Here is a 22528-nt window from a genome sequence, read left to right as displayed (position 1 = left end):
AAGTAACTTAACAAGCTAAAAATTGTTAGAGATTATTGGCGATGAGGAATATATAACAAAAGGACTTATGGAATTACTGGGGCTAATACATAGGCAGACTTTTAGAGATAATTATTTGTTGCCTGCTTTGGAGCTGGGGTTTATTGAGATGACAGAACCTGATAAGACAAATAGTAGCAAGCAGAAATACAAAAAAGTAAAGTATATTATCAACTAGTACCATATTTATAGAAAGGCTAAGTTTGATACATGCAAATTAAATATAATTGACGAGGGAGAAAAGGTTATGGTTTAAGAAATTAGAGGAAGGGCAGATAAATTTGGAAAATAATTAGTATATAACTGGAGGAAATTATGATTGGTTATGAGATGGCATTAAAAAAAATATTAGATTATTCTACACAGATATTAAATCAACTCTTTGATAAGAAAATGGAAAGATTTTTTGAAGAAAGAAAAATAAGAAAGATTTTTACTAAATTAGATAATAATATTATTAATAAGATTAATTCAAACTTTAGAGATACTTATTTAGAGGATAGATTAAAAAATTTTATTATGAGTGATGAAACTATTATTTCTACTAATTTTAAATTTATTAGTGATGATGATAGAGATAGTTTTATTGATTTGTTTATTAAAACTTATCCAGATGTTAAAGTTTTACCTAATATTGATAAAAGTTTAATTTTTGAGTGTTTAAATGAGTATCTAACCATGCTTAATGACGCGGTTGTTAACATGGTTAGCACTGAAGGAAAAATTGTTTTAGCACAAACCAAAAAAACGGAAAAGAAAATTTTAGATAATGCTGAAACAAATAAAGGTTTCGTGGTAAATAAAATTTTAGAAACAGAAGAAAATATTTTAAAGAAAATAGATGATTCAAATAAAGTAGCATGTGATAATGAATTAAGTATTATTAATGATTTGCTAGAGGATGCAGAAAAGTTGTTTGCTATTGGAAGTTTTGAAGAATCATTAAAAAAGTATGATAATATATTAGAAAAAATATCAAGTAAAAGATATCCAGAAATGTTTTGTAAGATTAAGTTGAAGATGGGAACAATTTATGGTAAGAGAGCAGTTAGAGATAATAAAAAAATGAACTGTCTAAAAGCTTTAGAATCGCTAAAAAAAGTAATAGAGGTTGGTGATAATTTATTAGAGGATAGATTGATTTCTGCAGCTTACAATGATATGGGAAATTGTTATTGCATGCTTGGAGAAATTTCAGAAAAGTCTATAAACGATACTCTGGCAATCGAGTGTTATGAAAAAGCATTGATTTACACTAATGCAATTACAAATGAAAAGGACTTTATACACACAAAAATAAATATAGCATCAGCATATCGAGCATTAAGCCTAGTGGAAAATAGTGAAGTAAATATAAAAAAATCCATCGAAATATTTGCATCTATTGAAAAAAATATTGATGAAAAAAATTTTTTGTATGCAAATTTACAGAATAACATTGGTATTTCATACAACACAGCATATAAATATACATATGATAAAGAATATTTAATAAAATCAAATGAAGCTTATTTTAAGTCATTGAAGTTTTATAGAATAGATAAATTTGCTGATGAATATTCAAAAATTACAAGTAATATCAGTGCAAATTATTATAGCTTATCACATGAATATGAAAAAATTTCCAATATTAAAAAAGCTATTAAATATTGCGAAGAAGCTTTGCTTATTAGATCCGTTGAAGACTATCCACAAGACTATGCTCACAGTAATTGGTTAATGGGAACTTATTATAATGAATTGTTGTTAGTGCAAAGAGATATAGATTTTGCTACAAAAGCTATAAAGGCTTTTGATAATTCTTCAAGAATATTTAGAATTGATAAATATCCAACAGAGTTTGGAAACATTCAGTTTGGGTATGGTAATACATATCGTAACTTGGCAATATTAGAGAAATCTGTAGAAAGTGCGATTAAAGCGAAAGAATACTATAAAAGAGCACTCAAATTTAACAATATACAGGATAATCCTATTGATTTTAATACAATATCTCAACAAATTAAAACTATTGAAGAATTAATAGATTTATTGACAACTATAAATATATCAATTTAATAGAAAAAGTAGAAAATAATTATTTTATTTGAAACAGATGAGAAAAAATGCAAGAAGCATCTTATAAGTACGTGTATAGCTTTTTTGCAGGTATTCATACATAGACTTTGCCTATTTAACTGGAGACACGTCATTGTGAAATTGTTGTGCTTATTATTAATATCAGGTGAAACTGCATGAGTTGTAGAAAAAAACGTAATAAGCAGTGTGTTTTAGAGAAGGACTAGGCGTATGACTAAAGCATTCTGCTTTTTGTTTTTCTTTTATCTGTAGATTGATTAGTAGAATTCTAATACTAATATTTTTTATTTAATTTTCTAAAGCATATAATTATAATGTGGAAATGGCATGGGTTATCATATATAATGAGAAAGATATTTTAACTAGTATGCGAAATATCTATAAAACTGCAATACCTGGTAGCGTAGCACATATTGCCAGAACGGATATAAAATGATAATTAGATTATCACAATTGTAAAGACTATATTATAATAACAAAGAAATGACAGCTGATACACCTAATAAATACACCCAAGGTATGACCAAGAGGAGCAAATGTGAAAAAGCATATACTACTACTCAGCAATCTCATTATCATCATTTCCATTATAATTGGATTTATCGGCATCGTTTATCGAGATACCACCGCGTACCAGGACCTGGCAGAAAAACATTTGGAAAATATTTTAAGCCTGTCTAATAAAGATATTTCCAGCCATGTGGAAGACGCTATGACTAAACCAGTGATGGTTTCCAAAACAATGGCGAATGATGAATTCCTGAAAAAATGGCTTTCACAGGAGCCCAAAAATGTTGGAAATGATACATACCTGAAACAATTATATAATTATTTAAACACATACCGGAATAAATATGGATATACCACGGTGTTTTGTATTTCGGCAGAAACAGGAAATTATTATTATCAGGATGGCCTCAATAAGACAATTTCAAAGACAGATGAGCACGATATCTGGTATTATAATTTTATTAAATCCGGCAATGAATATGATCTTGAGGTAGACACCAATGAGACAAAGGAAGACTATATAACGGTCTTTGTAAATTTTCGTGTGGAAGGCAGTGATGGAACACTTCTTGGTGTAATTGGAGTGGGGTTACAGGTTGATTCCCTGGGTGATACGATCTATTCTTATGAAAGAGATTATGGCTTGTCGGTTCATATTATTAATGTCATGGGGGCCGAAACTTCTTTTAAAGGGGATACTGATATCTTTATCAGTGAAGAAGAACTGCAAAAACGTGTTGGGATTACAGAACGTCTTCAGTTAAATCAGTCTGAAACCCCGATCATGCAGTGGTACACATCGGAAGGGAAGCGAAAATGCTTAATCACCCAGTATGATAAAATACTTGGCTGGTATTTGGTTCTTGAGATGGATACCAGTTCCATTAGCCAGGTGTTTCAGGAACGCGTAAAAAGCAATGTGTTTTTTATGCTGGTTGCACTGGCTGCCTGTATCGTAGTTTCCACGTCTGTATTTATTAACTGTAATCTGCGTATTATAAAGATTGAGAATACGGATGAGTTAACAGGACTTCCCAATCGAAAGCAATTTTCCAAACGGTATCTGGCATTTCTTCGAAAGAACCGGAAGACGAAAAAAACGTTGTTTATGTTCGACATTGACCATTTTAAGGATATTAATGATACATATGGCCACATATTTGGAAATTCAGTCATTGCAATGGTTGGGGAAGACTTACAACATGCAATAGGCAAAAATGGAATCGCAGCACGATGGGGTGGAGACGAGTTTTTCGGTGTTTTATTGGTGGGAGTGGACGAAGCAAAGCAAATTATGGAACAGTTTATGGATTCATTGAAAAGTGAGGAAAAGAATGAAAGTTACCATGTGACCATCAGCGTGGGTATTTCAGAGGTCGATGAAGATCTTAGTATGGAACAGATGGTTAAGAGAGTTGATGAGGCATTATATCATTCTAAGAAAAACGGACGGAATCAGATTTCAATTTTATAACCATTTAAAACGAGAGGGAATAAAATCGGCAAGACTGATTAAATGCAGGAATGAATTAATCAGATATAAATACTGTCTATCATTCGTTGGTTCGTTTTAGTTATCATTTAAATCTGATGATTGGTTAAGGTCTAATAAACTTAATTATTTATATATGCATATCAATAAATAGTAAAAAAGGAGGTATAATTAAATTGGTAGATATTATTACAAATATTATTGCAGCTTTAGCTTTGTTTGTGGCGTTAATTTCATTTGCATATACTTGGATTACTAATACTAAGAAATATGAATTAACAGATCAATTTAGAAATAATTTATTGGGATGGTATGAAGAAACAACAAGTATCTTGATACATCTTAAATTAGTGACAGAATTTAATTGTATTAATGATACTGAGAAATGTGAAATGCTATCAAAATTATCAACTCAAATTGAATTGGGGAGGTTTTATTTTCCTAATATTGATAAAGGAGATTCATTTGGAGAAGATAAACCATCTGCATATCAAGGTTATAGGCATATAGCATTAGAATTTCTTGTCTTTTCTTATAACATATATCTTAGAGAAGATGCAAATAGATATATAGGTCATGCAACTGAACTTCAGAGACATTTTACTTCATATATTTACGAATTATTAAATCCACAAAAATATAATAAGGACGTTTGTAAATATACTACTGTGACTTTTAATAAAGATATAGTTTTAGAAGAGTTTTTGAAACAAGATCCCCTAAATTATATTTTTTATTGCTGAAAGCAGATATAATGATAGAGCTTTAGAAATATAGAAAACGTAACCAAGAGGTCGACTCATTAAGTGGAACGTGTTAACCTGGCCATACACCTGGTCATATTCCAATCCGATTTCTTAAGATGATTTTTTAATTACTGGAGATGCAGCGGTTTTGGAGGACAATAGGTTGATTATTGCAAATCCAGTGAAGATGCGAAAAGATTCCTTGAAAAGATAATTAACTATAAGTGTGGCTAATATATTTGTTATCACGGTGGAATTCTAAAAAAATAAACTCTGATGTATCATGGTGAAAGGTGTCTACATACATGCAAAGATTGTAATAGACTTCATAAAAAAATGGCAATCATGGTGGGATACACAATGTTTACAGTTACAGGATCAAATCCGTAAAGATACAAAGAAGCGGTTGGGTGATTTTTATATGAGACTTATGTTTATTGCTATCTCAGCAATTCTTGTTGTTATGGCTTTAGAGTTGCCACGGTTAATTAATTATATTAGTCATTAATAAAGTTTTTTTAAGTGGCAAAGCTATAGGAAGATAATGGATATAGATATATTTATTAACAATATAAATAACTTAAGATCTATATGAGTCCATATACTTGTATGAAAAATACGAGTATATGGGCTTATTTTAGTGTCCGATATAACAATATCATCTTTCAACTCATGTCCTTACTTACTATTTCGTTCGTATAACACAAAATAGTGCCTTATTGCAAAAATTTTGTATCTTTATTATAGTAAAAGTACAGAAGCGCTATCTGAATGATTGACGTCAATTAATTTGCGGGCACTAATTAAAATAATACCTATCTGGAGGGATATGTAATGGAAAAAATAAATGTTAACGATATAACAGAAATCATGAAACGGAAAGCACTATTTACAGAGGGAACAATGGATTCGGGCATTTTATTCTATGAACCAGGAGAGACAATGACTCCTCATAAACATTCAAATTTAGATGAAATTTTCTATGTTATCAGTGGAAAAGGAATCATAACCATAGATGGCAAGGATATTTCAATTAAAGAAAATGATGTGATGCTGTCTCCCCACAACGAGAGTCATGGTTTTACAAATAATGGAGATGAAAAATTGGTGGTTTTACAGATAAAGAATACGTTTGTAAAATAATTCTAATATAGAGAAAGGTATATTTATATGTATTATATTTCTATGGTAATCACAGTATTGGCAACTGTAATGTATAATATCAGCCAAAAATCAATTAATCAAACGATAAATCCTTTTATATCAATGTTAGTGACATACATTACAGCAATTATTTTTTCGGTATTAGCATTTGTTTTTTTACCGATCGACCGCAATATAGTAAGCTCACTAAAACAATTAAACTGGGCCAGCTATTTATTAGGCTTATCTGCGTTAGGATTAGAGATCGGATATTTGTATCTTTATAGAAGTGGCTGGAATATAGCTGTTGCTCCTCTTTTTGTAAGTATAATTTCAACAATTATGTTAATTATCATTGGAATTATTTTTTATAAAACAAAAATTTCTCCTGTGAATACCATAGGAGTATGTATCAGTATCATCGGGTTAATTTTAATGAATAAAAAATAATGAACTTGCTGAATGATTCAAAAAAGCGGGTCAGACAGTTATGGTAAACTGCCTGACCCGCTTTTCCCTAGTAAATTATATATCATTATTTATCAGCATCAATTTGTGCCATATGTTTTTTCCCCCATTGATTCATCTCTTCCAGAATAGGACCTAATGATCTTCCAAGTTCCGTCAGGGAGTACTCTACCTTTGGAGGAACTTCAGGATATACCGTTCTACAGATGATTCCATCGGCTTCCAATTGCCGAAGCTGCTGTGTCAGCATTTTCTGACTGATTCCATTAATTCCCTTACTTAACTCAATGAATCTTTGAGTGCCGGAATTAAATAAATTTCTTAATATAAGAACCTTCCATTTATGCCCAATCAGATTGACCGTATGCTCAATAGGGCAGAATTTATCACAAGGCATAATTAATCTTCCTTTCATTTCTTTTTAACGCTTATTGAATTAGTATAACATAAAAAGATATTTTCTTGCAAAAATGTAGTTACTTTATTTTAGTAATCCCCACTTTTGTTGAAATTTTTTGCAACAATTATAAAATAAACAAGGCAAAATATTACTTGTAAAAAAGTGGAAGAGGGCGTAGCAAGACCTATGTAAAATAAAGAAGTTGGTGCGGCTTTACTTATAATGTAAATAATGGGATTCTGATACAAAAGGCACCGAAAATCCCCTGGAACATAACAAAGGTTGTTTTGCCGCAGCCATTAAAAAATCCTGTCAGACAAAAAAGGAAGGAAGTAAGCAGACAGTCAATGGCATAGGCTTTCATATAATCCCAGGAGGCATTTACAACCGCAATATCGTTTGAGAACATTCCAGAAAGTAAATTTCCATGAAAAAAGGAGAAGTATGCCATCACCACACCAAAGCACAGGGAAGCTCCAATTCCATAAGCCAGAGTCTTTTTTGCCCGGAGATATTTTTTGGCACCATAGTTTTGAGCTACAAAAGCAGCAACTGACTGTGCAAATGAAGAAGGAACAAGCATAATAAATCCCGCTAATTTTTCTGCCACCCCAACGCCGGCGGAAGCGATGACACCAAGTGAGTTTACAATGGTGGTAATAGCAAGAAAAGATAAGTTTACCAGTCCGTCTTGCAATGCTATTGGTGCACCATATTTTAGAATTTGTGAGGTAAGACCTTTATGAAATCGAATACTGCTTTTTGAAAATTCAAAAGGTAAGCCCCGTTTCTTTATCATGATGACAGAAAGGATTACACTGATTGCCTGAGCAAATACAGTTGCAATCGCCACACCTGCGACGCCCATATGAAATCCGGCGACTAAAATAACATCTCCTGTGATATTTGCAGCACAGGCAATGGATACTGTTATAAGTGGAGTCTTGGAATCTCCAAGACCTCTGAAAATTCCGCAAATCACATTGTAAGCAACAATAAAAACAACACCTGCTGAGCAAATATATACATATAATACTGTGTCGTTAAATGCCTCCGCTGGTGCATGCATCAATTTTGAAATTTGTACAGCAAAACTGAACATAACAACAGTGATGATAGCCGCAAGTACGGAGAAAATACAGATACCGCTGCCCACTACATTTCCTGCTTCTTTAGATTTGCCTTGTCCGAGCATCTGGCCTATAAGTATCGTAACTCCCATCGCAAAGCCATTAACAATGGAAGTAATAGTCGTCATTACCTGACTTCCGGTGGCAACTGCAGAGACATCTGTCGCTGTGCCAAATTGGCCGACAATCAGTAGGTCAACAGCACCATACATTACCTGTAAAAACATAGCGAGGAGTACAGGTATTGCAAATTTAAACAAGGGCGATAAGATTTTGCCCTCTGTGAAATTAGATGTTTTTGTCATTAGAATTACCCTTTCTTCGTAAAAAAATAGCCGGATAAAACAGTATCTCTCTCGACATACCATCTTATCCGGCAAAATCACTTCTTAGAGTTTCCCCTATGGAGTAAGTTCCCTCCGATGAATCTAAGGAATATTATCACTTTTTTGGGGAAATGTCAAGTAGAGTTAAATGGTATCTATAAATGGTTTCTCCATCATAAGAAATGATAACTTCTACATTTACAACCCTAAAAAAGAAACTTAATAATAAGCCATAGTCCTACCGAAAACTGTTGGAACTGTTATAATATTTATATTAGTATTCCAGATATCATTTTAATATTAAGGGAGGTTTACCATGAAAAAGAGACAGTATGTATCAGCAGCATTAGCTTGTTTGCTGGCCGTTTCGCTGACTGCAGGCTGCAGCTCATCAGAAAGCAATTCGACATCGGCCGCCGGTGATACGAAGGAATCTGCGTCAAAGGCTGAGACAAAAGCTGGTGAAACCGTTGCAGAAGATCAGAAACAAGAGCCGGTCACTCTGAGGTTTTCCTGGTGGGGCGGGGATGCAAGGCATGAGGCTACCCTGAAAGTGATCAAGCAGTTCGAAGAGAAGTATCCGTGGATTACCATTGAACCGGAGTACAGTGCATTTGACGGGTATAATGAGAAGAAGATGACGGAATTTGCATCTGGGACAGCACCTGATATTTTCCAGATTGAGACAGGATCCGGACCGAATTACAACGAGAATGGTGTCCTGTATAACTTATCTGAGACGGATATCGATTTTTCTAATTTTGATGCAAAGTTTCTCAAGGATAACGGTCAGTTTGGAACAGGAAGCCAGTATGGCGTTCCGGTAAGCCAGGCAGGCAGTGCGATTATTGTAAACAAGACTTTGGCGGATAAGATCGGCATTGATTTAACCAAGGACTATGACTGGAACCAATTAATTGAATGGGGGGAAAAAGTTCAGGAATACGATCCGGAGACTTATTTGTTTTCTGTTAACAGCAGATATGCCACATCATTTTTTATGAGGGCATGGTGCCGCCAAAAGACCGGAAAGGCCCTGATAGATTCAGATCTGAAACTGAATATGACAGAGGCTCAGTTTGAGGAGTGCTTTAACTTTATCAAATCCTTATATGATAATAAAGTTTTTCCACCTGCATCCTATAAGGCCGCATATGGGGAATCGGATCAGGAAGATCCCAACTGGATTGCAGGAAAATATGTGGGAGTCTTGACTTATACCTCCATGGCGGATGTATTGCAGGCTGCCAATCCGAGTGCAGAGTATATTGCAGGGAACCTGCCTCTTGCTGCCGACCGGGTAAGCGATGGCTGGTATAACGACTGTTCCGGTTATATTGGAATATATGCAAAAAGCCAGCATCCGAAGGAAGCCGCCATGTTTGTTAATTTCTTCTTTAATGACGAAAAAGCCATTGAAACTTTGGGAACTGTGAGGAGTGTTCCTCCCACAGCAAGGGCAAAGGAAATCTGCGAGAAGAGCGGGAGCTTAAATCCCTTGGCCAAGATGGCTGTAGAAACCAGCTTAAAGTATAATGGACTCTCTGATTCCGGTAAGACCACCACATCGGAAGTTGAGGCAATTCTTAAAGATGCATATGATAATATTGCATACGGTGCCAAGACTCCGGCGGATGAAGCCAGGGAAATTGTTCAATTATTAAGTGATTACATTGAATCCCAGAAATAAATTACATTCTCTGCCATGCCTTATGTGTATGGCAGAGTTTTGCTATGCGGCCAATTAATATAAAATCTGCTGTTAAAAAAGGATTTTTTTTTATATACTGGAAGGTGAGATCCAAATAAACTTATGGTGTGTAAATGATCGGGGGAAGGCATGTTTCGATTAATAGTTGTAGATGATGAAGAACGAATTCTGGAGGGGATAACGGAATTGTTTCCATGGAACAATATTGGGTTTGAAGTGGTTGGGAAATTTCTAAGTGCAAGACTTGCTCTTAAGTATCTGGAAATGAATCCGGCGGATGTGGTGATGACGGATGTGTCAATGCCGGACATGGATGGGATTGCTTTTTCAAAAGAGTTGAGAAAATTTTCCGATTGCAGCATTGTTTTCTTCAGCAGTTATCAGGATTATACCTATATGCGTGCGGCAATTCAGCAGGATATTACAGATTATTTGTTAAAGCCGGTGAAATATGATGATCTGGTAAGTTGTTTTGAACGGATCCGGGAACGTCTGGAAGAAAAACATGCAGTTCAGGAAATAGAACAAAAACCCTACTACGATGAAATCATAAAGCGTGTGGATTCGTATATTGAAGTCGGTTACCGGACAGCCTCCTTAAGCGGGGCAGCTGAACTGGTTTGTTTAAGTACCAACTACCTTTCTAAAATCTATAAGGACAAATCAGGAGCCGGTTTTTTGGAAAAATTAAACAAAGTGCGCATGGAAAAGGCCTGCGAGCTTTTGCGGAATCCTGATTATAAAAATTATGAGATCGCCTATTATGTGGGTTATGACAATCCCAAGAATTTTACCAGAGCATTTAAAAGCTATTATAATATAAGTCCCAGGGAATATCGGAACGGTCAGGGAGGAAACCACAAATGATGATGAAACGGTTCTTTATGAAACGGTTTCGGACATTCAGCATAATCATGATTCTTCCGATTGTGATCATATCTCTGATCAGCCTCTTTATTTTGGTTCAGAATAAAAAGGCAGAGCTGCTACATCAGGAAATGAACACCATTAACCGTATCAATGATACTCTGGATAATACCATAAGCAATGCCATATTTCAGCAGAACAGCATGATGAGCAATGCCCAGTATGCGCTGTCATTAAAAAAAGTAATGGCCTATTCGGATATGGATCTGAAGGACTCCATTTTTTTGGCAGCGCTTAAAACACTCCTCAGTAAATATGAAGTCTCCAATACATATATCCATTCCATATACTTATATCTGGATGGCACAAACCGGATCATGACTTCTGAAGTGGAAGAAATAGCGACACTTCAGAAGTTTCATGATCTGGATTTTTTACAGGGTTATCAAAGCATGAATCCGGAAGACCGTATGTATATCATATCAAGACCTGTGAAACGCTATTCTTTTGAAAAAGCAGTGGATGTGGCTACCATATATCAGCGTATGAGCTACATGAACGGAGTCATCGGCGTGAATATCAAAAAAAAAGAACTGAGTGAAATGCTTTCCGGTCTGTCTTCCAGTGATGGGCAGACCTTTTGTGTGGTTAATACGGATGGTGAGATCATTCTTGCTGGTGATGGAAAAATCAGCGATGACCGGGAATTTACCGGTCGTATATTTCCACAGATGGCTCAGGAACTGAAGGAAACCGGCAGGTATTCTCACAACAAGAGGTGGATCTCCTTAAAGAAAGAATCTTATTTAATCTGTGTTAAGAAATCCATGACCTTACCGGTTTATCAGGTGATTTTAGTTCCCAGGTCTTATCTGGTTCAGTCTGTCTGGGATTCCTTTAAAGGTGTTATGCTGATGATCGGAATACTGCTAGGGCTTGTCATGTTTCTGGCATGGGTGACAACGAAACGTTCCTTTGGCTATATAAAGGATTGTATTGAAATTTTTTCGGCTGCAGAAAACGGTGACATGCTGGAAAAGCCGCCCATGGATGTAAAGGATGAGTACGGCCTGCTTTTAAACAATATCATTTATATGTATTTGCATAATAACCAGATGAAGGCCAGCTTAAGGGAGAAACAGCATCAAAGCGAGATGTCTGAAATGGTGGCTCTTCAGCTGCAGATTAATCCTCATTTTATTTCCAATACTCTGCAGACCATGGATATGGAGGTTCTGAAGGAGTTGGGAAGCCAGTCCGCAATGCACAATCTCATGCAGGAGCTCAACAGCATTATACACTATATTTTCCGAAACCCCATGGAACTGGTGACCATTGAAGAGGAACTCAAGTATCTAAAGGCTTATTGCGAGATCCAGTATGTCCGTTTCCCCAATCAGAGTATTGTCTATTATGAAATAGATGACCGGGTTCTTTCAGACCAGGTATTCCGCCTGATATTGCAGCCCATGTTAGAAAACTCCTTCTGCCACGGAAGAAAAGGCAATGGGGATATGCTCTATATAAAAGTGAAAATTATGAAACAGCATGGGAATCTGACGTTTACGGTAGTGGATAATGGAATCGGAATGGAACAGGATGAAATGAGAAAGGTCTGTGAGCGGATCAACAACCCGGAGTCCAGAAATATTGGGCTTACAAATTTAAACAGAAGGCTGATTCTGAATTATGGAAAGGAAAGCGGTCTTCATATCATGAGCAAATACGGTATGGGAACAGTAATCCATTTTAAAATAGCCTGTTCAAATTTAAACAGGGATCTGCTGTTTCATAGGAGTAAACAATGAAACGTAAATATGAATAAAAAAAAGAAAAGAAGAGAAGTTTTTGAGATATTCGTAAAAAAATGAGACTTTATTGTAAGCCTGACTCCTACAGAAGAAACTGCTCCGATGCTATAATAATTTCATCTGGAAATTAGTTTTTAAGGCATAGGAGGCGTAATATGAAAGGGAAAAAATGTATTTCTGTAAATACAAGAAGGGGAAGAATGGCATATGTATACATACTTCCCTGGTTAATTGGTTTCTTCATTTTGCAGGCGTATCCGCTTGTTTCGTCACTGATATATTCTTTTTGCGATTACAATGTACTAAGTGATATGAAATTTATTGGACTAAAAAATTATATCGCATTAATTACAAAGGATAAGGAATTCAAGAAATCTTTCTTAGCAACAGTACAGTATACGCTTTACACGGTTCCATTTAAAATCATAATGTCTCTGCTCATTGCCCTTCTATTGAATAAAAGCAGAAAAGGGATCGGGGTGCTGCGGACCATATACTATCTGCCGTCGCTGTTTGGAGGAAGCATCGCAGTTGCCATTCTCTGGAAGCTGATGTTTATGGATAATGGTCTGATCAATGCGTTTCTGACCCATATTGGTATAAAAGGAAGCTCCTGGCTGGGTGATCCAAAGCTGGCGCTTCCTACCCTCAGCCTTTTAGAGGCCTGGCAGTTTGGTTCCTCCATGGTTATGTTTCTTGCTGCGTTGAAACAAGTTCCTGCATCGCTGTATGAAGCTGCCGCTATTGACGGGGCAGGGAATTTTCGATCTTTTTTCAGTGTGACATTTCCTCAGATTTCGCCTATCATATTTTTCTGCATTATTATGCAGTCCATTAACGCCCTGCAGAATTTCACATCTGCTTTTGCAATCACTCAGGGCGGACCGGTGAAGTCCACCTACATGCTGGGGTTGAAATTGTACAATGACGGCTTTACCTACTTTAAGATGGGATATGCAGCGGCAACCTCCTGGGTTATTTTCCTGATGATTGTAATGGCTACGATCCTGCTGTTCGCCTCATCGAAGCTGTGGGTATTTTATGGCGATGAGGCTTCATAATGACCGATTGGAGGATTTTGTGATGAACAGAAAGAAGAAAAGAAATTTACAGGAATTGATTATGTACGTAGTACTGATATTTATTGGTTTTATGATGGTGTTTCCTCTGCTCTGGATGTTCCTTGCCAGCTTTAAGACAAATGAGGAAATCTATGGTTCGATCAAACTGCTGCCGTCTTCCTTCAACTGGCAGGCTTATGCAAATGGCTGGAAAGGAATCGGGGGAAACAGCTATGCACGGTTTTTCGTGAATACCTTTACCATGGTGATTCCTACTACGCTTCTTACAGTGGCTTCCAGTTCCATTGTATCCTATGGCTTTGCCAGGTTTCAGTTCGGAGGGAAAAAGGCAATGTTCGCGTTGCTGTTGGCAACAATGATGCTGCCCAATGCTGTAGTTATCATTCCGAGATACATACTATTCAGAAATTTACATGTGCTGGATTCTTATTGGCCGTTTTACCTGACTGCCGCATTTGCCTGCTATCCGTTTTTTATTTATATGCTTGTTCAGTTTTTCCGGGGGCTTCCGATGGAACTGGATGAATCTGCGTATATGGATGGATGCGGAACTTTTCAGACCTTTGTTCATATTTTACTGCCGCTTATGAAGCCATCCCTGTTTTCTGCCGGTTTATTCCAGTTTTTGTGGACCTATAATGATTATTTCAATTCTCTGGTTTATGTTAATACAGTAAAGAAATATACAGTTTCGCTGGCTTTAAAATTATCTTTGGATGCGGAGTCGGTGGTACAGTGGAATAAGGTAATGGCGGTTGCATGCATCGCGGTGATTCCCGTAGTTATCCTGTTCTTTACAGCCCAGAAATATTTTGTTGAAGGAATTGCAACTACAGGTTTAAAAGGTTAAAAGGAGGAAATAACATGCAGGTAAAAAACCCGGTACTGAAAGGCTTTAACCCAGACCCGTCGCTGCTGCGGGCAGGGGATGATTATTATATCGCCACTTCCACGTTTGAGTGGTTTCCCGGAGTGTGCATTCACCATTCTAAGGATCTGGTTAACTGGGAGATTGCAGCATATGCCCTGACTGACGAGAAGGAACTGGATCTGACCGGAGTAGATGCGGCCTGCGGAATCTGGGCACCGAATCTGACGTTCTGTGACGGTCTGTTTTATCTGACCTATACCATCGTTTATACCAACCGGCCCAGATATAAAGATACTTATAACTTTCTGGTCACGGCTCCGTCCGTAACCGGCCCATGGTCCAGACCGGTTCCATTAAACCGTTCAGGCTTTGACCCATCCATTTTTCATAATGATGACGGCAGAAAATATCTCGTCAATATGACTCTGGACCACAGAGCGGACATGGTCCGCTTCAGCGGCGTTGATGTACAGGAATACGATGCAAAAAACAAGGTGCTTCTTGGAAAACCGGTACGGGTATCCGGCGGTACAAAATATGGAACCACGGAAGGTCCCAATATCACGAAGAGGGGCCGGTACTATTATCTGACCATGGCAGAAGGCGGAACAGATTTTTTCCACTGCGCGACCGTTGTACGGTCTGAAAGCATTTACGGTCCCTATGAGGAAAATCCGGCAAATCCGCTGATCACTTCGGAAGGGCAGGAAGACTGCAGGCTGAAACGGGCAGGACATGCGCAGATTGCGGAGAGTCCCGACGGCAGGTGGTACATGGCACATTTATGTTCCAGACCAGTGGATGAATGCAGTATACTTGGACGGGAAACCGCCATTCAGAATATAGAGTGGACAGAGGACGGCTGGTTTAAGCTGAAGGCCAATGACAAGGCGAAGCCGGAGGATACCTTTGAGGTTCCCGTCAGGGTCAGTCAGGTGAGGGACAAATCCCAGTTCGCGGATTTCAGCAATGGAACGTTTCCGCTGGATTATATGACGTTAAGGCAGTCGGCGGGCACTTGCGGAATCAAGGTGGTAAACGGGCATCTGAGAATACAGGGAGGCTGTTCTCCCATGTCAAAATACATGCAGGCGTTCCTGGCCAGACGGCAGCAATGCCTGGAATGCGATTTTACCGCAGCAATGGAGTTTGAGCCCAGACACTTAAATCATCTTGCCGGGATGATGGTTTACTATAACTATGATAACCATTACTATCTGAAAATGAGCAGGGATGAACGGGGAAAGTGCCTTACAGTGAGCACCCTGATCAACCAGGTTCTTAGGGATTCCCAACCAGTCTATCTGCCTGAAAAAGCAGGCACGGTATACTTAAAAGCTGTCATAAGGAGGAGAAAACTACAGTATGCCTATTCCCTGGATAACCACGTCTTCACGGAAATCGGCGGCATTCTGGATATGAGAAATATTTCGGATGAAAGAATCGAAGGAAACGGATTCACCGGTTCCATGCTGGGGGTAAACTGCTGTGATTGTCAGGGGGATGGCATCCATGCAGATTTCTGGTTCCTGGATTATAAGGAATATGAAGAAAGAGAAGTGCTGTAAGAATATTGTCAGACTTTTTTTAGATAAAAATAAGTCCATAAACTAATATTTGTTTTAGTGCTAATCCAAATCATGCGTAAGTGCACAAAACATCAATTCATAAAGACACATTCCCCACTGGACAGTCAACTCTCTATCTGATAGTATAAGGAAAATAAATATTGAAAATGCAAAGAAAAGGATTAGTATCTGTAAACCGGTTTCAGAAAGTTGCTGGTTGATGCGAAGCAATAGAAGGAATACAGAGAACTCACCTTTGAGCAGTCTTAGTCAAATCGGATTATCGTTTGTATCAATCAGAGAGTAGCTAAGATCGGAAAACCCACCGTTACATGGGGCGGATATAAGGCAGCAGTGCCCGTATCCTGATAAGCGCATAACTGAATTGTTATGAATCGGAGTGGTACCGCGTAAGATCAAGTCTTTCGTCTCCCTGGCAGAATGCCGGAGATGTGAGGCTTTTTTTATTATCATTAAGGAGGAATGAATTATGTTTAGTCATCAGAAATATGAGAAAAAATTCTATTTACCCCCAGTGATCTCTTATGATTGGGTAAAAAAGGAATCAATTGAGAAAGCACCAGTCTGGTGCAGTGTGGATTTAAGAGATGGAAATCAGGCATTACCCATTCCAATGACATTACAGGAAAAACTTGAGATGTATCAAATGTTATTAGAAATTGGATTTAAAGAGATCGAAGTGGCATTTCCGGCCGCTTCGGAAACGGATTATCAGTTTTTAAGGACATTAATAGAAAATAAAATGATTCCGGAAGATGTTACGATTCAGGTAATTACTCAGGCAAGAGAGCATATTATCTGCAGAACATTTGAGGCACTGGATGGCGTTCCAAAAGCGATTGTGCATTTATATAATTCCACGTCAGAAGCCCAACGCAGGCAGGTATTTCATAAATCAAAAGAAGATATTAAGAAGCTGGCGGTTGACGGAGCCAGATTATTTAAGAAACTGGCTGAAAAAACAATGGGAGATTTCTATTTTCAGTATAGTCCTGAAAGTTTTCCGGGAACTGAGGTTGACTATGCCCTTGATATTTGCAACAGCGTCTTAGAAATATGGAAGCCTACACCCAATCATAAAGCAAATATCAATATTCCAACTACGGTTGAGAATGCCATGCCGCATATCTACGCCAGTCAATTGGAGTATATCAACAATAATTTGTTGGACAGAGATTCTGTTGTTTTATCCATTCATCCTCATAATGACAGAGGTTGTGGAGTCTGTGACGCGGAGTATGGAATCTTAGCCGGTGCTCAGCGTGTGGAAGGGACTCTTTTTGGAAATGGGGAACGTACGGGAAATGTTGATCTTATCACAGTAGCCATGAATCTGTATTCACAGGGAGTAGATCCTGAATTGAATTTCAGTAATATGAATCAGATCTGTGATACATATAAGCGTTTAACAAAGATGTCCATTTCTGAAAGACAGCCATACTCAGGTTCCCTTGTTTTTACAGCATTTTCAGGCTCCCATCAGGATGCAATTTCAAAAGGAATGAAATATCGGGAACAGGAAAAAATGCAGAAGTGGGATGTGCCATATATTCCAGTAGACCCCACCGACTTGGGAAGAAATTATGAAACCGATGTAATCCGTATCAACAGTCAGTCTGGAAAAGGGGGGATCGGTTATATACTGGAAAATGCTTATGGGATTCATATGCCATATCGGATGAATGAAGAATTCGGATATTTTGTAAAAAAGGTGTCGGACAGAGATAATAAAGAGCTGTCAACGGAAGAAATATATCAATTATTCAGGCAGCAATACGTTGAATACTTTCCTGCTTTTCAAATCCATTCCATGAAAGTTAATGTGGAAGAAGCAAATGAAGCTTTCCTTACTATATTGCAGGATGATAAGATAGTTTGTGTAAAGGGTCACGGAACAGGCAGCCTTGATGCAATCAGCAATGCATTAAAGAAACATTTTTCCGTAGAATATGACTTAGAAGTATACGAAGAACATTCTATGGGAGCGGATTCATCGGCCTTAGCCTCCGCTTATATCGGAATTCAAAAAAATGGAAAACAATACTGGGGTGTTGGAATCAATAGTGATATTATAAAAGCATCAGCGTTTGCACTGGCCATTGCAGTGAATCGATTATTGGGAGAATTCAGCGGATGAATGACAAAAAGATAGCGAAGAGTGAAGTGATGCAGCATTTAAAAGAGTATAATGACAAGGAGATCTTTTATCAGCAATATGCCTCGCTTTACAATGACAAGGAAGCGTTAAAGCATTTTCTGGAACAGCACGATCCTGCCAGATTAATAAAAGAAAGAATCTATATAGAGGAAATATTCCCCAAAGCATGTGAAACGTTTAACGGTGAGGAGTCTGTTTGGGAGAGCCTGGAGACAGATATTTATATTGGAAAATACTGTCGTCTTATGCCTCATCTATCCGCAATTCATGATTTCTTTGAAATTGTATATGTTGCAGAAAATAATATGCAAATAGAGATGGGAGAGAATACCATAATTTTACAACCAGGCGATGTCTGCTTTATCTCGCCTGGGATTCTTCATACGCCTTATGTTATGGAGGAAACAATAGCCCTGCAGATGACTGTCCGCAAAAGCACATTTAGAAAAGAGTTTTTCCGATGTTTAGCCGGAAATAGTCTGACCTCAGACTTTTTTCTCAATGCGCTATATTCTCGAGATGGCGGAAGTGTCTTGGTGTTTCATATGGTTTCGGATGAGGACATCAAAAATGTGTTTCTTCAGATGTACCAGGAGAACTACAATCAATATGCAGGATTTCAAAATATCATGAATAATCTTTTTGAAATTTTGTTGTGTTATTTATTAAGATGTGACCCGGCTGAAATTGAAATAATACAAGACTGTCAAAAAGCTGATTCCCGTGTGACTCAGATATTGCAGTATATTGAAAACAACTGTGAGAGGATTACAATTGGTGATCTATCACAAAAATTTCATTTAACTAAAACATATCTGTCAAAATATATAACACATAAAACAGGAAAATCATTTCGCTCTATTTTACAGGAGATAAGATTAGAAAAAGCACGCAGCATGCTTTGCTCAAGCAATCTCCGAATCGAAGATATATCGGAAGCGGTTGGTTATCACAACGTAGAGCATTTTATCCGGCTTTTTAAACAGAGATATCATAAGACGCCAAACCAATTTCGCAAAGACAAATAAGATGCATTAGCTGTAACTACCAAGGCCATCACGTTGAACTCCATTTATTTATGTGATACAATTACAAAATGCATCCAACCCCTTGATGGGAAAATGGGGGAGAAAAACATGAAAATTAAAAAATATAACTCACTCATCATTAAAACATTCTTTTCCGTGCTTATTTACATCAATATTATTGCGGCAGGAAAAGATAAAATAATCTTTCTGCTATTTTTATACAGTTTAAGTATATGCAACGATTTTTATAGAAAAAAGGTATTAAGAAATAACAACCCGAAGGTAACCTGGGACATAAGAGCGATAGCGTCCATTTTATTTTCCATTGGCACAGCCTGCATTTTAAAATATATTGCAGGCACATATATCTATATCTATATTATTTTAATTGAACTGCTGTTTTTTGATAGAAAGCAAATACCCGCCAATTTGCTGGGCTTATACGGAGTAAGTTATCTATTAACGGATTTAGGACGCTTTTTAAAGGAGGGCAGCATGGAAGCTGCCTGGTCCTATGTGGGGTATGATATTGTATATTTTCTTGCAGGAGTATTTATCTGTATCCTCATTCTGGAGCAAATTAAGCAGAAAGAAAAATTAGCGATTCTTAATGACCAGTTAAATGAAAAAAATGAATTGTTGAAGCAACAGCAGCAATTGAACGAGGAATTGGCAAGAAGCAGGGAACGGGAGGCGATTGCACAGGAATTGCATGATTCTATCGGGCACACGCTAGTTGCAGTAAAGATGTACGTTAAGGTGTTGGAAAAGTACATTGCAATAGATCCTGAAAAAGAGAAGGAAATCCTTTCTTCCTTGAATGAAGTAATACAGGACAGTATTTCACAGCTGCGGAATACTGTATATCGGCTTAAAGAAAATAATAAGTATTCAGATTTAAAGGCCTCACTGGAGCAGTTGATCCAATCCATAGTACAAACCGAGAGTCAGGATATTTATCTCGATTGTGATGAAGGTATAGAAAAAATTGAGTTGGGATTAAAGGAAGATATCTATAAATCAATTCGGGAAGGTATCACAAATTCCATGAAATATTCGGATGCAAAGCATATTTGGATTGCATTAACTATGACGGATAGGGGTCTGGAGTTTTCTGTGAAAGATGATGGAGTAGGGGTGGATACCATTCATAAATCTTATGGAATTCTTGGAATTGAGGAACGTATGAAGAAATGGAATGGTGTCTGTACATTGAATAGTACGGAGAACAACGGATTTTCTTTACAAGTACAGATTAAATTCAATCAGGAGGAGCGATTCGATGATTCGAATAATAATAGCAGATGATCAGCCCATTATTCGTCATGGACTACGGTATGTAATCGGCCTGGATTCAGAGCTTAAGCTGGTAGAAGAAGCAGTAGATGGAATTGATTTAATCGATAAAATGGGACAACAATCCTGTGATGTGATTCTTATGGATATCCGAATGCCCCGCATGGATGGGGTAGAAGCAACGCTGCAGGCAAAGAAGAAATATCCTGATGTAAAAGTACTGATATTGACAACCTTTGAAGATGAGGATTATATTTTTCATGCATTGGAGAATGGAGCAGACGGATATCTGTTAAAGGATTCCGATCCCGATGATCTGATTCATGCAATAAAGGCCGTTGCAAAGGGCGGAATGCTGCTTCACCCAAGGGTTACGGAGACTGTAGTATCGGCGCTGCGGTTGAATAAAGGCGGGATCAGAGCAGATGAACGAGACGTAAATCCAATGGAGACAACAGAAAATTCAGGAAAGAGACCGGAAGTATTGCAGGAACTTACAAGCCGTGAATTTGAAATTGCATGTATGGTCATGCAGGGGAATACAAACCGGGAAATCGCTTCCAAGGTGTTTGTGTCAGAGGGAACTGTAAAAAATCATGTGACTAAAATACTGGACAAGCTGGGTATGGAAAATCGGAAGCAATTGATTGTATACATGACTAAAGTCATGGAAAATTAATTGTTTTGTGACCTTCGATGTGACTTAAGGTAGATGAAAAGCATAGCAATTCCTGATAAGCTTCTAATATAAAAATGAAACGAATCAGGAAGAGGAGATCATCTATGCAGCAGATAATCACTGTTATTATTTCTATTGCAGCATTTGCTTTTTTTGTCACAAATCACTTTAAAAGACAGGAAATTAATGGGAAGATTTTTATCCCATTTATGATTTTTATGGTGGTTTCCATTGAGCGGTATCTTCATTGTAAATTCCTGCACTCAGTGGTAACCGGACTTTCTTTCAGGATTTTTGTTGGGCTCACTATTGGTATCCTGCAAGGCCTGCTTGCCAAAATCACAATTGCAGACCATAAAGCCTTTACAGAAGGGACCTTGCTTGGTATGGCGTTCTGGCTTGTTTTTATTCCAGTAAGGGTTTTGGTGTTACCATGGTTTGAAACAATTGCTCATGGGGGAATCAACTTAAATAATGCCGAATATATCGGTCTCACCGCTCTTTATATATTTACAGGCTTTTTCCTGGCAAAAGCAATCACGCTGATTCTTAGAAAAAAAGAGGTACTTGCGAGAGCGGAAGCTGTATTATGACAATGTCGTATGGAATTGTGATTCTGTTGCTTTTAAAAATATCCAATATTTCGAGAGGTAAAATAAAACTAATTAAATTTCCAAATCTATGGATTATGCCTGTTTTGTTTATGGGAATGATGTTAGAAGATTATGGAAAGCAGAATTTTGTTTACTCGTCTGAAATGATGATGGCATTGGCTGTCTTTGGGATTGCCGGTTTGTGTGTTGGCTTGATCAGAGGGGGATCATTGAAGTATGAAAGAGATTCAGACGAAAAAATGTACTATAAAGAATCCTATTTAAGTCTTCTTATCTATATTTTAGTTATCTTCGCCAAATGGGGTCTGAAATTCATAGGGGCTGTAAGCAGCGATATAATTGCAGTAGGCCTTATGAGCTTTGCCTGTGGATCATTGATTGGAAGATGCAGTTATATTTCTTATCGGTATCTTTTTTCTGGAAGTTTGTAAATATAATTGAATTCGGTTCATTGACCGTTGTTCATTCGAATGCTATAATGCGATTATA

At 37.3% G+C, this 22528-nt stretch carries 20 protein-coding genes and 1 other annotated feature; of the genes, 18 read left to right on the top strand and 2 right to left on the bottom strand.

The features are described from left to right. Positions 1–22: 22 nt before the first annotated feature. The 6 genes from ABS301_RS25790 to ABS301_RS05160 all read left to right on the top strand — a co-directional run bounded on the left by ABS301_RS25790 (position 23) and on the right by ABS301_RS05160 (position 6459). Complete coding sequence (locus ABS301_RS25790; protein WP_502877941.1) at positions 23–217, top strand: Fic family protein; 195 nt, start codon at positions 23–25, stop codon at positions 215–217. 137 nt (positions 218–354) lie between these two features. Beyond that, positions 355–2097, top strand: coding sequence for a tetratricopeptide repeat protein (locus tag ABS301_RS05180; protein ID WP_349671203.1), 1743 nt, complete (start codon positions 355–357; stop codon positions 2095–2097). 559 nt (positions 2098–2656) lie between these two features. Further along, a complete protein-coding gene (locus ABS301_RS05175; protein WP_349671202.1) occupies positions 2657–4102 on the top strand; it encodes a sensor domain-containing diguanylate cyclase in 1446 nt (481 codons plus the stop codon). 194 nt (positions 4103–4296) lie between these two features. Continuing rightward, positions 4297–4863 (top strand): hypothetical protein, encoded by a 567-nt coding sequence (locus ABS301_RS05170; RefSeq protein ID WP_349671201.1) that lies wholly within the window; start codon positions 4297–4299, stop codon positions 4861–4863. Between the two features lie 837 nt (positions 4864–5700). After that, on the top strand, positions 5701–6009 hold the full coding sequence (locus ABS301_RS05165) for a cupin domain-containing protein (RefSeq protein ID WP_349671200.1): 309 nt from the start codon (positions 5701–5703) through the stop codon (positions 6007–6009). Between the two features lie 27 nt (positions 6010–6036). After that, complete coding sequence (locus ABS301_RS05160) at positions 6037–6459, top strand: EamA family transporter (RefSeq protein WP_349671199.1); 423 nt, start codon at positions 6037–6039, stop codon at positions 6457–6459. 85 nt (positions 6460–6544) lie between these two features. On the opposite strand, the gene ABS301_RS05155 is transcribed toward ABS301_RS05160, so the two are convergent. Together ABS301_RS05155 and ABS301_RS05150 are read right to left on the bottom strand one after the other, a co-directional pair. Beyond that, a complete protein-coding gene (locus tag ABS301_RS05155; protein ID WP_349671198.1) occupies positions 6545–6874 on the bottom strand; it encodes a winged helix-turn-helix transcriptional regulator in 330 nt (109 codons plus the stop codon). A 220-nt stretch (positions 6875–7094) separates the two neighbouring features. Beyond that, positions 7095–8312, bottom strand: a complete 1218-nt coding sequence (locus ABS301_RS05150; protein WP_349671197.1) for an MATE family efflux transporter — start codon at positions 8310–8312, stop codon at positions 7095–7097. A gap of 337 nt (positions 8313–8649) precedes the next feature. On the opposite strand from ABS301_RS05150, the gene ABS301_RS05145 reads away from it, so the two are divergent. From ABS301_RS05145 to ABS301_RS05090, 12 genes are all read left to right on the top strand, one after another. Next, positions 8650–10023, top strand: a complete 1374-nt coding sequence (locus tag ABS301_RS05145) for an ABC transporter substrate-binding protein (protein WP_349671196.1) — start codon at positions 8650–8652, stop codon at positions 10021–10023. 150 nt (positions 10024–10173) lie between these two features. Further along, positions 10174–10911 carry a response regulator transcription factor gene (locus ABS301_RS05140; protein ID WP_349671195.1) on the top strand — a complete coding sequence of 246 codons (738 nt, stop codon included), beginning with the start codon at positions 10174–10176 and terminating at the stop codon, positions 10909–10911. Then, entirely contained in the window at positions 10908–12719 is a 1812-nt protein-coding gene (locus ABS301_RS05135; RefSeq protein WP_349671194.1) for a cache domain-containing sensor histidine kinase, read from the top strand. The genes ABS301_RS05140 and ABS301_RS05135 overlap by 4 nt, the downstream gene beginning before the upstream one ends. Positions 12720–12877: 158 nt before the next feature. Further along, complete coding sequence (locus ABS301_RS05130) at positions 12878–13783, top strand: carbohydrate ABC transporter permease (RefSeq protein ID WP_349671193.1); 906 nt, start codon at positions 12878–12880, stop codon at positions 13781–13783. Between the two features lie 22 nt (positions 13784–13805). Then, entirely contained in the window at positions 13806–14654 is an 849-nt protein-coding gene (locus ABS301_RS05125) for a carbohydrate ABC transporter permease (RefSeq protein ID WP_349671192.1), read from the top strand. 14 nt (positions 14655–14668) lie between these two features. Further along, positions 14669–16243, top strand: a complete 1575-nt coding sequence (locus ABS301_RS05120) for a glycoside hydrolase family 43 protein (protein WP_349671191.1) — start codon at positions 14669–14671, stop codon at positions 16241–16243. Between the two features lie 163 nt (positions 16244–16406). Then, positions 16407–16679 (top strand) — a binding site (T-box leader). 54 nt (positions 16680–16733) lie between these two features. Then, positions 16734–18401 carry a 2-isopropylmalate synthase gene (locus ABS301_RS05115; protein ID WP_349671190.1) on the top strand — a complete coding sequence of 556 codons (1668 nt, stop codon included), beginning with the start codon at positions 16734–16736 and terminating at the stop codon, positions 18399–18401. Further along, positions 18398–19450, top strand: a complete 1053-nt coding sequence (locus tag ABS301_RS05110; protein WP_349671189.1) for a helix-turn-helix domain-containing protein — start codon at positions 18398–18400, stop codon at positions 19448–19450. The genes ABS301_RS05115 and ABS301_RS05110 overlap by 4 nt, the downstream gene beginning before the upstream one ends. A gap of 108 nt (positions 19451–19558) precedes the next feature. Further along, a complete protein-coding gene (locus ABS301_RS05105) occupies positions 19559–20758 on the top strand; it encodes a sensor histidine kinase (RefSeq protein WP_349671188.1) in 1200 nt (399 codons plus the stop codon). After that, positions 20733–21425: a response regulator gene (locus ABS301_RS05100; RefSeq protein WP_349671187.1), complete on the top strand. Its 693-nt coding sequence runs from the start codon at positions 20733–20735 to the stop codon at positions 21423–21425. Before ABS301_RS05105 ends, ABS301_RS05100 begins: the two co-directional genes overlap by 26 nt. 104 nt (positions 21426–21529) lie before the next feature. Further along, positions 21530–22018 carry a hypothetical protein gene (locus tag ABS301_RS05095; protein WP_349671186.1) on the top strand — a complete coding sequence of 163 codons (489 nt, stop codon included), beginning with the start codon at positions 21530–21532 and terminating at the stop codon, positions 22016–22018. After that, positions 22015–22470 carry a hypothetical protein gene (locus ABS301_RS05090; protein WP_349671185.1) on the top strand — a complete coding sequence of 152 codons (456 nt, stop codon included), beginning with the start codon at positions 22015–22017 and terminating at the stop codon, positions 22468–22470. Before ABS301_RS05095 ends, ABS301_RS05090 begins: the two co-directional genes overlap by 4 nt. The last annotated feature ends 58 nt before the right edge of the window (positions 22471–22528 follow it).

Origin of the sequence: Lacrimispora sp. (assembly GCF_031982545.1) — a bacterium.
Lineage (GTDB): Bacteria > Bacillota > Clostridia > Lachnospirales > Lachnospiraceae > Lacrimispora.
Note: the sequence above shows the minus strand (reverse complement) of the source record. Positions and strands in the feature narration are given on the sequence as shown.

Excerpts from the sequence above, each read along its gene's own strand:
- ABS301_RS05180 (WP_349671203.1), top strand. The coding sequence starts at position 355 with ATGATTGGTTATGAGATGGCATTAAAAAAAATATTAGATTATTCTACA.
- ABS301_RS05120 (WP_349671191.1), top strand. The coding sequence starts at position 14,669 with ATGCAGGTAAAAAACCCGGTACTGAAAGGCTTTAACCCAGACCCGTCG.
- ABS301_RS05090 (WP_349671185.1), top strand. The coding sequence starts at position 22,015 with ATGACAATGTCGTATGGAATTGTGATTCTGTTGCTTTTAAAAATATCC.
- ABS301_RS05130 (WP_349671193.1), top strand. The coding sequence starts at position 12,878 with ATGAAAGGGAAAAAATGTATTTCTGTAAATACAAGAAGGGGAAGAATG.
- ABS301_RS05095 (WP_349671186.1), top strand. The coding sequence starts at position 21,530 with ATGCAGCAGATAATCACTGTTATTATTTCTATTGCAGCATTTGCTTTT.
- ABS301_RS05125 (WP_349671192.1), top strand. The coding sequence starts at position 13,806 with ATGAACAGAAAGAAGAAAAGAAATTTACAGGAATTGATTATGTACGTA.
- ABS301_RS05140 (WP_349671195.1), top strand. The coding sequence starts at position 10,174 with ATGTTTCGATTAATAGTTGTAGATGATGAAGAACGAATTCTGGAGGGG.
- ABS301_RS05135 (WP_349671194.1), top strand. The coding sequence starts at position 10,908 with ATGATGATGAAACGGTTCTTTATGAAACGGTTTCGGACATTCAGCATA.
- ABS301_RS05155 (WP_349671198.1), bottom strand. The coding sequence starts at position 6,874 with ATGCCTTGTGATAAATTCTGCCCTATTGAGCATACGGTCAATCTGATT.
- ABS301_RS05110 (WP_349671189.1), top strand. The coding sequence starts at position 18,398 with ATGAATGACAAAAAGATAGCGAAGAGTGAAGTGATGCAGCATTTAAAA.
- ABS301_RS05145 (WP_349671196.1), top strand. The coding sequence starts at position 8,650 with ATGAAAAAGAGACAGTATGTATCAGCAGCATTAGCTTGTTTGCTGGCC.
- ABS301_RS05100 (WP_349671187.1), top strand. The coding sequence starts at position 20,733 with ATGATTCGAATAATAATAGCAGATGATCAGCCCATTATTCGTCATGGA.
- ABS301_RS05165 (WP_349671200.1), top strand. The coding sequence starts at position 5,701 with ATGGAAAAAATAAATGTTAACGATATAACAGAAATCATGAAACGGAAA.
- ABS301_RS05115 (WP_349671190.1), top strand. The coding sequence starts at position 16,734 with ATGTTTAGTCATCAGAAATATGAGAAAAAATTCTATTTACCCCCAGTG.
- ABS301_RS05150 (WP_349671197.1), bottom strand. The coding sequence starts at position 8,312 with ATGACAAAAACATCTAATTTCACAGAGGGCAAAATCTTATCGCCCTTG.
- ABS301_RS05160 (WP_349671199.1), top strand. The coding sequence starts at position 6,037 with ATGTATTATATTTCTATGGTAATCACAGTATTGGCAACTGTAATGTAT.
- ABS301_RS05105 (WP_349671188.1), top strand. The coding sequence starts at position 19,559 with ATGAAAATTAAAAAATATAACTCACTCATCATTAAAACATTCTTTTCC.